The organism is Georgenia muralis (genome assembly GCF_003814705.1).
Lineage (GTDB): Bacteria > Actinomycetota > Actinomycetes > Actinomycetales > Actinomycetaceae > Georgenia > Georgenia muralis.
On record NZ_RKRA01000001.1, the window covers coordinates 1200726 to 1214291 of the forward strand.

Annotated in this window: 11 protein-coding genes and 1 pseudogene; 7 read left to right on the forward strand and 5 right to left on the reverse strand. The window is 72.7% G+C overall.

Annotated elements, in window-relative coordinates:
- The first annotated feature begins 9 nt into the window (after nucleotides 1–9).
- Complete coding sequence (hemL, locus tag EDD32_RS05245) at nucleotides 10–1368, forward strand: glutamate-1-semialdehyde 2,1-aminomutase (RefSeq protein WP_123915455.1); 1359 nt, start codon at nucleotides 10–12, stop codon at nucleotides 1366–1368.
- A 7-nt stretch (nucleotides 1369–1375) separates the two neighbouring features.
- Here hemL and EDD32_RS05250 read toward each other — a convergent pair whose 3' ends face one another.
- On the reverse strand, nucleotides 1376–1561 hold the full coding sequence (locus tag EDD32_RS05250) for a hypothetical protein (protein ID WP_211338730.1): 186 nt from the start codon (nucleotides 1559–1561) through the stop codon (nucleotides 1376–1378).
- A 295-nt stretch (nucleotides 1562–1856) separates the two neighbouring features.
- On the opposite strand from EDD32_RS05250, the gene EDD32_RS05255 reads away from it, so the two are divergent.
- The gene (locus tag EDD32_RS05255) at nucleotides 1857–3107 is read left to right on the forward strand and encodes an IS110 family RNA-guided transposase (RefSeq protein WP_123915458.1); all 1251 of its coding nucleotides are present in this window, start codon (nucleotides 1857–1859) and stop codon (nucleotides 3105–3107) included.
- A 7-nt stretch (nucleotides 3108–3114) separates the two neighbouring features.
- Here EDD32_RS05255 and ligD read toward each other — a convergent pair.
- From ligD to EDD32_RS05275, 3 genes and pseudogenes are all read right to left on the reverse strand, one after another.
- Nucleotides 3115–3894, reverse strand: a pseudogene (gene ligD, locus EDD32_RS05260) (non-homologous end-joining DNA ligase); the annotation flags it as partial.
- 121 nt (nucleotides 3895–4015) lie between these two features.
- Nucleotides 4016–4606 carry a histidine phosphatase family protein gene (locus EDD32_RS05270; RefSeq protein ID WP_123915467.1) on the reverse strand — a complete coding sequence of 197 codons (591 nt, stop codon included), beginning with the start codon at nucleotides 4604–4606 and terminating at the stop codon, nucleotides 4016–4018.
- A gap of 472 nt (nucleotides 4607–5078) precedes the next feature.
- Nucleotides 5079–5624, reverse strand: coding sequence for an SRPBCC family protein (locus EDD32_RS05275; RefSeq protein ID WP_123915470.1), 546 nt, complete (start codon nucleotides 5622–5624; stop codon nucleotides 5079–5081).
- 181 nt (nucleotides 5625–5805) lie between these two features.
- Between EDD32_RS05275 and purB the strand changes: the two genes are divergently transcribed.
- From purB to EDD32_RS05295, 4 genes are all read left to right on the forward strand, one after another.
- Nucleotides 5806–7242, forward strand: a complete 1437-nt coding sequence (gene purB, locus EDD32_RS05280) for an adenylosuccinate lyase (RefSeq protein WP_123915473.1) — start codon at nucleotides 5806–5808, stop codon at nucleotides 7240–7242.
- 161 nt (nucleotides 7243–7403) lie between these two features.
- Nucleotides 7404–8153 (forward strand): SDR family NAD(P)-dependent oxidoreductase, encoded by a 750-nt coding sequence (locus EDD32_RS05285; protein WP_123915476.1) that lies wholly within the window; start codon nucleotides 7404–7406, stop codon nucleotides 8151–8153.
- A gap of 269 nt (nucleotides 8154–8422) precedes the next feature.
- Nucleotides 8423–9046, forward strand: a complete 624-nt coding sequence (locus EDD32_RS05290) for a DedA family protein (RefSeq protein ID WP_211338918.1) — start codon at nucleotides 8423–8425, stop codon at nucleotides 9044–9046.
- Nucleotides 9047–9067: 21 nt separating this feature from the next.
- Nucleotides 9068–10684 carry a Na+/H+ antiporter NhaC family protein gene (locus EDD32_RS05295; protein ID WP_123915479.1) on the forward strand — a complete coding sequence of 539 codons (1617 nt, stop codon included), beginning with the start codon at nucleotides 9068–9070 and terminating at the stop codon, nucleotides 10682–10684.
- 8 nt (nucleotides 10685–10692) lie between these two features.
- On the opposite strand, the gene EDD32_RS05300 is transcribed toward EDD32_RS05295, so the two are convergent.
- A complete protein-coding gene (locus EDD32_RS05300; RefSeq protein ID WP_123915481.1) occupies nucleotides 10693–11616 on the reverse strand; it encodes a Ppx/GppA family phosphatase in 924 nt (307 codons plus the stop codon).
- A gap of 122 nt (nucleotides 11617–11738) precedes the next feature.
- On the opposite strand from EDD32_RS05300, the gene EDD32_RS05305 reads away from it, so the two are divergent.
- Nucleotides 11739–13337: a hypothetical protein gene (locus EDD32_RS05305; protein WP_123915483.1), complete on the forward strand. Its 1599-nt coding sequence runs from the start codon at nucleotides 11739–11741 to the stop codon at nucleotides 13335–13337.
- Nucleotides 13338–13566 lie beyond the last annotated feature (229 nt).

A 13566-nucleotide genomic window follows, 5' to 3' on the forward strand; every position in this document is an offset into this window, starting at 1 on the left:
AGCACGACCATGACCGCCGACCCCACCCACGAGCTCTTCGAGCGGGCCCGCGCCGTCATCCCCGGCGGCGTGGACTCGCCCGTGCGCGCGTACGGCTCCGTCGGGGGCGACCCCCGCTTCCTCGCCTCGGCGCGGGGCCCGTACGTCACCGACACCGAGGGACGCGAGTACGTCGACCTCGTCATGTCGTGGGGCCCGGCCCTCCTGGGCCACGCCCACCCCGAGGTCGTGGCCGCCGTGACCGCGGCCGCCGGCCGCGGCCTGTCCTTCGGCGCCCCCACGCTCGCCGAGGTCGAGCTCGCGGAGGCGGTGCGCGGCCGGGTGCCCGCCGCGGCCAAGGTGCGGTTCGTCTCCACCGGCACCGAGGCGACGATGACGGCGGTCCGCCTCGCCCGCGGGGCCACGGGCCGCGACCTGGTCGTGAAGTTCGCGGGCTGCTACCACGGGCACGTCGACGCCCTCCTCGCCGAGGCGGGCTCCGGCGTCGCGACGTTCGCTCTGCCGGGCTCCGCCGGGGTCACCGCGGCCAGCGCCGCCGAGACCCTCGTCCTGCCCTACAACGACGTCGAGGCCCTGGAGGCCGCCTTCGCCGAGCGCGGCAGCGAGATCGCCGCGGTCATCACCGAGGCGGCCCCGGCGAACATGGGCGTCGTGCCGCCCGCGCCCGGGTTCAACGCCGAGCTGCGCCGCATCACCGCCGACCACGGATCCCTCATGGTCCTCGACGAGGTCCTCACCGGCTTCCGGGTGGGCCCGTCGGGCTGGTGGGGCCTCGACGGCGTCCCGGCCGACGGCGGTCTGGGAGCGACGCTCCTCGGCGGGGAGGGCTGGGTGCCGGACCTGTTCACCTTCGGCAAGGTCGTCGGCGGCGGGATGCCGCTGGCCGCGCTGGGCGGGCGGGCGCACCTCATGGACCTCCTCGCCCCGGTCGGCCCGGTCTACCAGGCGGGCACCCTCTCGGGGAACCCGCTCGCGACAGCCGCCGGCCTGGCCACCCTGCGCCTGGCCGACGACGCGGTCTACGCCCACGTCGACGAGGCCGCCCGGGTGGTGGGCGAGGCGGCGAGCGCCGCCCTGACCGAGGCGGGCGTCGCGCACCGGCTCCAGCGGGCGGGCAACCTCTTCTCGGTGATGTTCGGCGAGGACGCGGCGATCGACGGGGTGCAGACCTACGCGCAGGCGAAGGCTCAGGACACGTTCCGGTACCCGCCGTTCTTCCACGCCATGCTCGACGCCGGGGTGGCCCTGCCGCCGAGCGTGTACGAGGCGTGGTTCCTCTCCGCCGCGCACGACGACGACGCGATCGGCCGCATCCTCGCGGCGCTGCCCGGTGCCGCACGGGCCGCGGCCGCCGCCACGCCGGCCTGAGCCGCGGTCAGTCCGGCGGCGGCTCCGCGCCGTCGGCCTCGTCACGCTCGGCCCACGCCAGGAGCGGGGCGAGGTCGAAGACGGCGTCGTCGATGCCCGCGTGGAGGTCGCCGCGCTCGGCGTAGCGGGCGGGCATCGTCGCGACCGTGAAGTCCCCCGGGTCGCAGTCGGGCACCTCGTCCCAGGTCAGCAACTTAGAGACTCCGTGGAGTCTCGCCGGGGCTCGCGAAGATGGTGCTCCGGTGGCGGTTGGCGCGATGCTGGCGGCGTGGGGGTGCCGACAGGGACACTGGTGGTGTTCGTCCCGGTAGACCCCGCGCCCTCTGTGGTGCCGTTGAGCCTGTAGGTCAGCATGGTGGCGGAGGGCCTCCACGGGAACCGTGGAATGTTGCCTTTGAGCACGAGCGTCAGACTTCGAAACACTCCCAGCCCTTCCCGGGACGAACGCACCGTTACTCCACCAAGGCGGATGAGGGGAAGTGGTCGGGATGGAAGTCCTGCACCGGCGGTGCGCCGGGCTCGACGTATCGAAGAGGGACGCCAAGGTCGCGGTCCGGATCGCTGGAGGCGGCCGAGCGGGGGCGAAGTCGACCGTCACGACGTGGGGAGCGACCACGAACTCGATACTCGCCCTGCGTGAGCATCTGATCACCGAGGCTGTCACGTGCGTGGTCATGGAGGCCACGAGCGATTACTGGAAGCCGTTCTACTACCTCCTCGAGGACGGCCCGTTCGAAGTGCTGCTCGTCAACGCCCGGCACGCCAAGAACATGCCGGGCCGCAAGAGTGACGTCTCCGACGCGGCCTGGTTGGCGCAACTGGGCGCTCACGGCCTGGTGCGTGGATCGTTCGTGCCGCCGCCGCCGGTACGGGAACTGCGGGACCTGACCCGCACTCGCACGGCGCTGACCCGCGAACGCAGCCGCGAGATCCAGCGCTTGGAAAAGCTCTTGGAGGACGCCGGGATCAAGCTCTCCGCCGTCGCCTCGGACATCACCGGGGTCTCCGGGCGGGCGATGCTCGATGCGCTCATCGCCGGTGAACGGGATCCGGCCGTGCTGGCTGACCTCGCAAAGCGGCGCATGCGGGTCAAGATCCCCCAGCTCACCGAGGCGTTGACCGGACGCTTCAACGATCACCACGCCTTCCTTGCCCAGATGCATCTGGACCTGATCGATCACCACACCGAGGCCGTCGACCTGCTCACCACCCGGATCGAGAGGATGATCGAGCCCTTTCGCCACGTCAGGGACCTGATCATCACGATCCCGGGCATCAGCGTGTTGGTCGCCGACGTCATCATCGCCGAGACCGGAGCCGACATGGCCATCTTTCCCACTGCGGGACACCTGGCCTCCTGGGCCGGGACGTGCCCGGGATCGAACGAATCCGCCGGGCACGTCAAGTCCACCAAGACACGCCCGGGCAATCCCTACCTCAAGGGGGCCCTCGGCATCGCGGCCATGGCCGCCGCGAAGTCCAAGAGCACCTACCTCGCGGCGAAGTACCGGCGCATCGCCACACGACGAGGCCCGATCAAGGCCCAGGTCGCACTTGAGCACGCGATGCTCGTCGCAATCTGGTACATGCTCACCAACGACAACCCCTACCACGAGCCCGGAGGCGACTACTTCGTCCGACTCAACCCCGACAAGGCCAAGAACCGCGCCCTCGACCAACTCCGACAGATGGGCTACGACGTCACCCTCTCACCCGCCCACCTGCCTATGGCCGGGTAAATCTTCGCGTCAGCGGGGCGGAGACGGTCGCCTCGGGGGTGCCCCGCACCGAGTAGGCGCAGGCGATGGTGTGATCGCGGGCGTTCTGGTTGAAGTCGACGAACACCTTCGCCGGGTCGCGGTCCTTGCGCCACCACGTGGTGGTCGCGTCCCCCGGGGTGCGCCGCTCGACCTCGCGCGCGAAGGCCAGCGCCGCGCGGCGCACGTCGCTGAAGCCGTGCTCGGGCGTGATCCGCACGTAGACGTGCAGACCGTCGCCGCCGGTGGTCTTGGGGAACCCGGTGGCGCCGAGCTCGTCGAGCACCTCGTGGGCGACGGCCGCCACCCGCCGGACGGTCGCGAAGTCGCACGCCTCGCCGGGGTCGAGGTCGATGCGCCACTCGTCCGGCCGCTCGACGTCGGCCCGCCGGCTGTTCCACGGGTGGAACTCGATGGTCGACATCTGGACCGCCCAGATCACCTGGGCCAGCTCGGTGACGCACAGCTCGTCGGCGTCGCGGTCGTAGCGGGGGAAGTGGACGCGCACGGTCTCGACCCACGGCGGCGCCCCGTGCGGCAGCCGCTTCTGGTGGACCTTCTCCCCCTCGATCCCCTCGGGGTAGCGGTGCAGCATGCACGGCCGCTCGCGCAGGGCGTTGACCACGCCGTCGCCGACGGCGAGGTAGTACTGCGCGAGGTCGAGCTTGGTGTGCCCGGGGCCCGGGAAGTACACGCGGTCGGGGTTGGAGATCCGTACCGTGCGGCCGCCGACCTCGAGCTCGGTCGCGGGCGCCTTCGCCTTGGCCATGGGCTCACTCCACCACGGACCGCGTCCGCCGTCGACCGCTCCCGCGCCGTCGCCATCCCGCCCGTCGACCGTCCCCGCGCCGTCGCCATCCCGCCCGTCGACCGTCCCGGCGCCGCCACGCTCAGGCGTGGGGCGGCACGCCCCAGTGCTTGACGACCGGCGCGCCGCGCTTGTGGCCGAGGACCGCCCAGTGGGCGGCGTCGAGGAGGAAGTTCTCCCCGTACCGGGCGGGTAGCCCGAGCCATCGGACGACGAGCATGCGGGAGAGGTGGCTGTGCCCGACGACGAGCACGTCGCCGGACTCGCGCAGCCGCTCGGTCCGCGCGATCACCCGGTCGACCCGGGCCGCGACGTCCTCGGCGCTCTCCCCGCCCGGGGCACCGTCGGTCCACAGGTTCCAGCTGCCGCGGCCCTCCGCCTCGCGCCGCTCGTTGTACTCGGCGGTCGTGACGCCCTCGAGCTCGCCGTAGTCCCACTCCACGAGGTCCTCGTCGATCTCGAAGTCGTCGATGCCGGCGAGCTCGGCGGTCCGGCGTGCCCGCTGGCGCGGGCTGACGAGCACCTTGGCGAACTCGCGCTCGCCGAAGTTGTCCAGCAGCTCTCGCGCCTGCCGCTCGCCGCGCTCCGTGAGCGGGATGTCGGTGGTGCCGGTGTGCTGACCGGAGAGGCTCCACTCCGTCTCCCCGTGCCGGACGACGATGAGGTCTGGCATGCCGTGCTCCTTCCCGACGTCCCGCCCACGAGCATGCCGCTCCCACCGGCCGGGCGCACCACGGGCGCGGGTTACCGTCGAGGCGTACGGGCGCGGGTGGCCGTCCTGGCGTCGCGCACCACGACCGTGGCCGCCCGAGGTCGCGCACCACGCCGGTGGCGTCCTCGGGTCACCGCGTCACTGCGTCACCTCGTCACCGTTTCACCGCGTCGTGCCGCGCCGCAGAGCTCTGTGCCCACCGTGCCCGGGGGTGTTGTTTGGGTCCCTGTTGGCCGCTCGGGTTGCTCGCCCTGGTGATCGCGGTGCTCGTTCCGGTTGCAGGCGTTCGCTGCAGCTGCATGGGTTCGCTGTGGTTGCCCGCGTTCGATGTGCCGACGGGTGCGCATGGACCGGACGCGGATGGCGCCGAGTCGAACGGGACGTCCGGTTTGCCAACAGTGCTCGAACAAGGCTCGTGCCGGAGGCCTCGCCCTCACTGCCCCGCGGGCGACCGCCAGCGGCGCTTCTGGCGTCTCCAGCCCTTCCGGCGCCATCGGTTCTGGCGCTCCAGGTGTCTCGCGAGCGCCCGCCACGTGGCGTGCTCCTGGCGCCGGCCGAGGACGAGGAGCGCGGGCGCCAGTGCGGCCGCGCGTCCGTGGAGGCGGACGTCCCAGTCCCAGCTCAGCCGGGTGCCACCCTCGGCCGGGGTGAAGGTCAGGGCGCCCGAGGTGTCCATCCAGCTCAGGTGCGCCCGCACGGCCAGCGACCGCAGCGGGTCGTACCCGGTGATCTCCGACCACATGTGCGCGGCCCGGCCGGGCATCCGCATCCGCTGGTGGAAGCGCGTCCCCCTGCCGACCGGCCCGGGGGTGACCTTCTCCGCCGACGCCATCCGCCGGTTGTACCTCGGCTCGTTCCGCATGTCGGCGACGAACGCGAAGACCTCCACGAGCGGCCTTCGGACGGCGACCTCGCCGGTCATCGTGCCGCCGCGCGGGGCGTCCGACGTCCGTGCAGGTGTCCTCACGCTAGTGGGCACGACGACCTCCTCCTCGACCGGCCGCGGCAACCAGTGTCCCCCGTGGTGACCCGCCCCGCCAGGGGCCGCGGTCCCCCGACGGACGTGACCGGACGTGAGGGACGCGACCGACGGACGTGACCGACGGCCCGCGGGTGGACGTCACGGACGCCCGGCACGATCGGCTGGGATGATGGCGCCCATGACCGACCGCGTCGACCTCGCCACGCTCACCCCTCACGTCGCCCTCGGCGCCCTCGACGGCCGCTACCGCCGTGCCGTCGCCCCGCTGACGAACCACCTCTCCGAGGCGGCGCTGAACCGGGCACGGGTGCACGTCGAGGTCGAGTGGCTCATCCACCTGACGGACGAGGCCGTGCTGCCCGGCGCACCGCGGCTGAGCGAGGGCGACAAGGCGTACCTGCGCGGCGTCGTCGCCACGTTCGGTGCCGACGAGATCGCCGAGCTGGCCGAGATCGAGCGGGAGACGCTCCACGACGTCAAGGCCGTGGAGTACTTCCTCAAGCGCCGCCTCGACGCCGCGCCGGACGTGCTCGGCGAGGGCACCGTCCTGCCGCGGGTGCACGAGATCGTGCACATCTTCTGCACGAGCGAGGACGTCAACAACCTGTCCTACGCGCTCACCGTCAAGGACGCGGTCACCGAGGTGTGGCTGCCCGCGGCCTCGGGCATGGTCGACGAGGTCGCCGACCTGGCCCGCGAGCACGCCGGCGCCGCCATGCTCTCCCGGACCCACGGCCAGCCGGCGACGCCGACCACGCTCGGCAAGGAGCTCGCCGTCCTCGCGCACCGCCTGCGCCGGCAGCTCCGACGGGTCGCGTCGGCGGAGTACCTGGGCAAGATCAACGGCGCCACCGGCACCTACGGTGCCCACGCCGTCTCCGTCCCGGGCGTGGACTGGGAGGCGGTCGCCCGCTCCTTCGTCGAGCACCTCGGGCTGACCTGGAACCCCCTGACCACCCAGATCGAGTCCCACGACTGGCAGGCCGAGCTCTACGCCGACGTCGCCCGGTTCAACCGGGTCCTGCACAACCTCGCCACCGACGTGTGGACGTACATCTCGCTGGGGTACTTTCGCCAGCGGCTCTCGGCGCAGGGCTCGACCGGGTCCTCGACCATGCCGCACAAGGTCAACCCCATCCGCTTCGAGAACGCCGAGGCCAACCTCGAGATCTCCAGCGCGCTGCTCGACACCCTCGGCTCGACCCTGGTGACCTCCCGCCTCCAGCGAGACCTCACCGACTCCTCCACCCAGCGCAACATCGGCACCGCCTTCGGCCACTCGCTGCTGGCGATCGACAACGTCCGGCGGGGCCTGGCCGGCCTCGACGTCGACGGCGACGCGCTGGCCCGCGACCTCGACGGCAACTGGGAGGTGCTCGGCGAGGCGGTGCAGCAGGCGATGCGCGCGGCGTCGATCGCCGGTGCGACCGGCATGGAGGACCCCTACGAGCGGCTCAAGGACCTCACCCGCGGGCGCCGCGTGGACGGACCTGGCATGCGCGAGTTCGTCGCGGGCCTGGGCCTCCCGGGCGACGTCGAGGCGCGGCTGCTCGCGCTCGAGCCGGGCACCTACACCGGCCTGGCCGAGCGCCTGGTGCGCCACCTCGACGCCTGATCCAAGGCTCACCGAGCCGGTCGTGTCCTGAGGCCGCCACGGTCTCCCGCCCCTGCGGCCGGGTGTCGTCGGGAATTCTCCGAGCGTCGACCTCGTTCATGCAGACACATGAACATGGGGCCGCCACCAGGACGTTCCCCGCGTGAGAGAGAAGTCCGAGAATGTCTACGTTCGACAGCAAGGTCGCAATCGTCACCGGCGCAGGCTCGGGCCTCGGCGCCGCCATCGCCGAGGAGCTCGCCGCCGGCGGGGCTCGGGTGGTCGCCTCCGACATCAACCTGGCGGCGGCCGAGGCCACCGTGGCGCGCATCGCCGGGGCCGGCGGGACGGCCACCGCGGTCGCGCAGGACACGGCCGTCGCCGCCGACTCCGAGAAGGTCGTGCGGACCGCGCTCGAGGCCTACGGGCACCTCGACCTGGCGGTGAACAACGCCGGCATCGGCGGCAAGGCTGCGCCGACAGGGGAGATCGACCTCGAGGACTGGGCCCGGGTGATCGACATCAACCTCAACGGCGTCCTGTACGGGCTGCGGCACCAGATCCCGGCCATGCTCGCCTCGGGCGGCGGCTCGATCGTCAACATGGCCTCGGTCCACGGCTCGGTCGCCGCACCCGGCAACACCGCCTACACCACCGCCAAGCACGGCGTCGTGGGGATGACCCGCAACGCCGCGGTCGAGTACGGGACCCAGAACGTGCGCATCAACGCCGTCGGCCCCGGCTACATCGCGACCCCCCTGCTCGAGAACCTCCCGGCCGAGCACCGCGAGGCCCTCGCCGCCAAGCACGCGCTCGGCCGCCTCGGCCGCGCCGAGGAGGTCGCCCACCTGGTCGCCTTCCTGCTCAGCGACGACGCGTCGTTCCTCACCGGCGGCTACTACCTCGCCGACGGCGGCTACACCGCGAGCTGACCGCTCGCCCGCGAGTCGACCTCAGCCGGGTGGTCGCTCCCACTGTCCGGCTCCCGGCACAGGTCCCGCTCCGCCCGTCCCGCGGGTGGGGCGGGACCCACTCGGTGGCACCGCACCTTCTCGCCGCGATGGGCAGCCTCACACCTCTGCACCGACGACAGACCTTCGGCTCCCACGTACCGTTGGGGACCGTGACCTTCCTGCCGCTGAGCTCCGCTGCCGCCTCCGACGCACCCCTCGAGGGCGTCGCCGCCTGGGCGGTGAGCGTCATGGAGAGCCTCGGCGGCTTCGGCGCGGCGCTGCTCATCGGCCTCGAGAACCTCTTCCCACCCCTGCCGAGCGAGGTCATCCTGCCCCTCGCCGGGTTCACCGCCTCGCAGGGCACCCTGGGCCTCCTCGAGGTGATCCTGTGGTGCACGGCCGGCTCGGTGGTGGGCGCGTGGGTCCTCTACGGCATCGGCGCCCTGCTCGGCCGCGACCGCACCCGCGCGATCATGAACTGGCTCCCGCTGGTCAAGATCGAGGACGTGGACAAGACCGAGGCCTGGTTCCACAGGCACGGCAAGGGCACGGTCTTCCTCGGCCGGATGATCCCGATCTTCCGGTCGCTGATCTCCATCCCGGCCGGCATCACCCACATGCCGCTCGTCCTGTTCACGGCCCTGACGCTGGCCGGGTCGCTGATCTGGAACACCGTGCTCATCCTGGCCGGCTACTGGCTCGGCGAGCAGTGGCACGTGGTGGAGACCTACGTCGGCACGTTCTCCCGTGTCGTCATCGTCGCCGTGCTGGCCGCCCTGGCGTGGTTTGTGGTCTCTCGCGTGCGGGCGATGCGCATCGAGCGCCGCGCCGGGCGCGAGACGGGCCGCGAGCGCGGCGACGACGCCGTCTGACCGGCCGGAAGTGAGCCACACATGACCGACACCGTCCTGGGCCTGCCGTTCCTGCCGGTGTTTCCACCCCTGCTGGCCATCACGATGGTCATCCTCACCCGCAAGGTGCTGCTCAGCCTCGGCGTCGGGATCGTCACGGCCGCGCTGGTCGTCGCCGAGCTCGACGTGCCCGGCGCGCTCCGCCTGGTCGCCGAGTCGTTCGCCGGCATCTTCTGGGCCGACGGCGGCGTCAACACCTGGAACGTCTACATCATCGCGTTCCTGCTGATCCTCGGCGTGCTCGCCGCCTTCATCCTCATGTCCGGCGGCAGCCGCGCGTTCGGCCGGTGGGCGATGGAGCGGGTCTCCACCCGCCGCGGGTCGCAGCTGCTCGCCGCCGCCCTCGGCATCGTCATCTTCATCGACGACTACTTCAACGCCCTCGCCGTCGGCCAGGTGGCCAAGCCGGTGACCGACCGCAACCGCGTGTCCCGGGCGAAGCTCGCCTACATCATCGACTCGACGTCGGCGCCGGTGTGCGTGGTCGCCCCGTTCTCGAGCTGGGGCGCGAGCATCATCGGGATCATCGCGCCGATCCTGCTCGCCGCGGGCATGAGCGAGGTCACGGCGTTCCAGGCCTTCGTGGCGATGATGCCGATGAACTACTACGTCTGGACCGCCCTCGCCATGGTGTTCGCCGTCGCCGTGCTGCGGGTCGACGTCGGGCCGATGCGCCGTGAGGAGGTCCGCGCCCTCGCCGCGGGCCGGCCGTTCGACCCGGCCAAGACGATCCCGGGCGAGCTGTCCGCGGACCTCCCCGTTCACCGGCCCGGCTCGATCAGCGCCATGGTGGTGCCGTTCGTCGCCCTGGTGGCGGGCGTCGTCGGGGCGATCGTCTGGACCGGGCACACCCGGTCCGGCTCCTGGGACCTGATCGAGATCTTCGCGAACACCCTCGTGACCGAGTCGCTCGTGGTGGGCGGCCTGCTGGGGCTCGGTGCGGCGCTGGTGTACTACGCCAAGGACACGCGCAGCAACGAGCGGTTCGGCTCGGGCACGTTCCGGGACGGCTGGGTCCAGGGCGTGCGGTCCATGCTCCCGGCGGTGTACATCCTGGTCCTGGCCTGGATGACCGTGGCGCTCATCGAGCAGCTCGGCACCGGCGAGTACCTCGCCGGCCTGGTGTCCGACGCGGGGCTCGAGCCCCGCTTCCTCATCCCGACGATGTTCGTCGTCGCCTCCCTCATGGCGTTCGCGACGGGCACGTCGTGGGGCTCCTTCGGCATCCTCCTGCCCATCGCCGGGCAGATCATGACCGAGGTCGGCAGCGCCGAGCTGCTCCTGCCGGCGCTCGCCGCGGTCCTGGGCGGCGCCGTCGTCGGCGACCACGTCTCCCCGATCTCGGACACCACGATCCTGTCCTCGACCGGCGCGGGGGCCAACCTCATGGACCACGTGCTCACCCAGCTGCCCTACGCCCTGGCCGCCGCGACGGCGGCGCTGGCCGGCTACGTCGTGCTGGCCGTCAGCGGCAGCACGTGGCTCGGCCTGCTCGCGGCCCTGGCCGGGGTGGCCGCACTGGTGGCCGCCGCCCGTGCGGTGCGGCCGCCGGTGGAGGAGCACCCCGAGGTCGTGGAGAGCGTGCGGGTCACGGCCTGAGCGGACCCTCAGCCCATGTGGTCCAGGCGCCGCAGCAGCACACCCTCGCGCAGCGCCCACGGGCAGATCTCGAGCTCCTCGAGGCCGAGGTCCTTCATCACCCGCTGGGCCACGAACCCGCCGGCGACGATCTGGTAGGTCCGCTCGGGGGTGATCCCGGGCAGCTCCATCCGCTGCTCGGCGGGGATCTTCGCCAGGCGCGGGGTCCAGTCCTTGAGGTCGGCGAGCTGCATGCGCCGGCGCTCCTGCGACCCGACGACGGCGAACCGCTGGCCGGCCAGCCGCGCGAGCGAGCGGAACGTCTTGGAGGTGGCGACCACCCGGTCGGGCGAGGGCAGATTCCCCAGCTCCTTCACGAGCGGGGCGAGGGTCTTCTTGATGTGGGACTTCAGCTCGTCGATCTCGTCGGGCTCGGGCGGGTCGGAGCGCAGGAACTCCTTCGTTAGCCGGCCCGCGCCGAGCGGCACGGACGCAGCGAACTCGGGCTTGTCGTCGATGCCCATGGCGATCTCGAGCGAGCCGCCGCCGATGTCGAGGACGAGGAGGCGCCCGGCGGCCCAGCCGTGCCAGCGCCGGGCGGCGAGGAAGGTCAGCTCCGCCTCCTGCTGCCCCGAGAGCACCCGCAGCGGCACGCCGGCGATCTCCTCGAGGTGGGCGAGCACCTCCGCGCCGTTCGTCGCCTCGCGGATGGCCGAGGTCGCGATCCCCATCATCTCCTCGGCGCCGTGCTTGCGGGCGGCCTTGGTGGCCCTCGCGACGGCGTCGCCGAGCGCCGCCACCCCGTCGTCGGTGATCTTGCCGTCGTCGAGGTAGCGCATGAGACGCACCGTGGTGCGCTCGTCGACGGCGGGCGCAGGCCGTGCGTCCGGCTCGGCGTCGACGATGAGGAGGTGCACGGTGTTCGAGCCGATGTCCAGGACGCCCAGTCGCATGCCGGTCACGGTAGTGCCGCCCGGGCGCTGCGCCCGGCTGCCGCCGCCGGCTTAGGCGCCCGGGCGCCGACGACCTAGGCTCGTGGTCGACCAGGCGACCCCCACCGGAGATACCCCACCTCATGAGCACCATGCTGCAGAAGGCCGTCACCCCGCAGATGTCCGCCGCCTACCTCGACCGAGGGCTGGACCGCGTCGCGGGCTACGTCGTGCCGGCGGCAGACGTCGCCGAGGTCACCACCACGCAGGGGCTCTTCGACCTCCACGGACTCGGGTTCGCGGGCACGCCCTTCTCCCCGGACCGCCCGATCGACGTCCTGCACGTCCCCACGGCCCCCACCGCCGTCCTCGTCCCGGCCACCGGCGGCACGGACGAGGCCGGGCGACGGGCCACGGGCGGCACCTTCCTGGAGCGCCCGCCCTTCAACGGCACCGGGTTCGCCGGCACCGGTGACGTCGTGGCCCCCCTGTCCTGGCTCGAGCACACCCGCCTCACCCCCGGCGCGCGGCTGTGGCGCTTCCACCCCGGTGGCGCCGAGCCGGAGCTCATCGGGTCGTACCACGGCGTCGCGTTCGGGTGGCAGAACCACCTCTCCGACGACTCCTTCCACGCGCTGCTGCCGTCGAAGTACGTCGGGCCGGTGGCCAAGCTGGCCCTGGGCACGTTCGCGGCGGACGTGCGCACCGACGACGACGGCGCACCCACCGTCGTCACGATCGTCACGGTCGCGAAGGACCCCGAGAAGCTCGGGTTCAGCCGGACGAAGGCGGGCACCTGGGCCAAGCAGCTCGCCGCCGCCGAGGTGCCCGAGCTGTTCGAGATCCACGCCAGCGCCCGCTGGCACGGCATCCCGGTCCGGATCGTCGACCAGGGACCCGACCAGGACGGCCAGCAGATGTGCCGGGTCACCTCCCTCGCCCACGACGCCGACGTCGCCGAGCGGCTGGGGATGGACAAGGTCGACGTCGGGGTCTACGAGACGACCGTGCCGCTCTCCGTTCTCACCGACGTCGTGTACGCCCAGCGCGTGCCGCGCGCCTGGGCACGGGAGGGCCAGCTCGCGCAGGCCTCCTCGGCCGGGCCGGCGGACCCCGCGGGCGCTCCCGCCCGCACCGCGTCGGCGCCGCGGGTCAACGTCGGCACGCCCGTCGTCACGGTCGCCCCCGGGTCGCCCGAGGCGGACCACCCCATGTCGAAGTTCGCCGCTGAGCTCCAGCGCGTCGCCCAGGGGCTCGTCTCGGTCTCCCCCACCGGGTGGACCCGCGCACGGGTCCTGTGCCGCATGGTCGGCAGCCGCGGCGAGGTCATGGCCGCCGTCACCGGCGCCGAGGGCAAGGAGGTGCCGCTGGCGGGCCTGCCGGGCGACGTCGCCCGCGCCATGTCCGAGATGCGGCACAAGGCGTACGAACCGGGCAAGGGGACGTGGTTCACCGCCCTGGTCACCCTCGAGCGCAGCGGCAAGCTCTCCCTCAACCTCGACTACAACAACGAGCAGAAGTGGGGGCGCCCGCTCGAGCCCGGGCAGTTCGTCGAGGACCTGCGGCGCTACCCCCGCGACGACGAGCACACCCCCGCCTGGCTGCGCGAGCGCCTGGCCGCGGACGCCGCAGCCCAGGCTACCGACCAGCCCGGCGCCGACGACGCCGGCCCCACGGATCCGGCCGGCGCCGACGACGCCGGCCCCACGGATCCGGCCGGCGGTGCGACGCCGCGGTCCTGACCCGGCCCCGCGCCGCCCCTCCCGCCCCGCCCGCCCCACGCGCACCCAGCCCCCGGTGCACCCTCGACCACCACTGGCCGAAGAATCCGTCCGGACATGCCTGACAGATGCTTCGGCCGGTCGCGTCGAAGAAGCATCCGGAGCGACGGACGCCCCCCGGTCCACGATCGGCCGCGGCGGAGCTCGGCGCCACGCACCGGTTCCGGCCGGTCGCAGGACCTTGGTCCTG

What these genes read in the sequence shown, in the direction of transcription:
- hemL (WP_123915455.1), top strand. Translation starts at nt 10, where the DNA reads ATGACCGCCGACCCCACCCACGAGCTCTTCGAGCGGGCCCGCGCCGTC.
- EDD32_RS05255 (WP_123915458.1), top strand. Translation starts at nt 1,857, where the DNA reads ATGGAAGTCCTGCACCGGCGGTGCGCCGGGCTCGACGTATCGAAGAGG.
- EDD32_RS05270 (WP_123915467.1), bottom strand. Translation starts at nt 4,606, where the DNA reads ATGCCAGACCTCATCGTCGTCCGGCACGGGGAGACGGAGTGGAGCCTC.
- purB (WP_123915473.1), top strand. Translation starts at nt 5,806, where the DNA reads ATGACCGACCGCGTCGACCTCGCCACGCTCACCCCTCACGTCGCCCTC.
- EDD32_RS05285 (WP_123915476.1), top strand. Translation starts at nt 7,404, where the DNA reads ATGTCTACGTTCGACAGCAAGGTCGCAATCGTCACCGGCGCAGGCTCG.
- EDD32_RS05290 (WP_211338918.1), top strand. Translation starts at nt 8,423, where the DNA reads ATGGAGAGCCTCGGCGGCTTCGGCGCGGCGCTGCTCATCGGCCTCGAG.
- EDD32_RS05295 (WP_123915479.1), top strand. Translation starts at nt 9,068, where the DNA reads ATGACCGACACCGTCCTGGGCCTGCCGTTCCTGCCGGTGTTTCCACCC.
- EDD32_RS05300 (WP_123915481.1), bottom strand. Translation starts at nt 11,616, where the DNA reads ATGCGACTGGGCGTCCTGGACATCGGCTCGAACACCGTGCACCTCCTC.
- EDD32_RS05305 (WP_123915483.1), top strand. Translation starts at nt 11,739, where the DNA reads ATGAGCACCATGCTGCAGAAGGCCGTCACCCCGCAGATGTCCGCCGCC.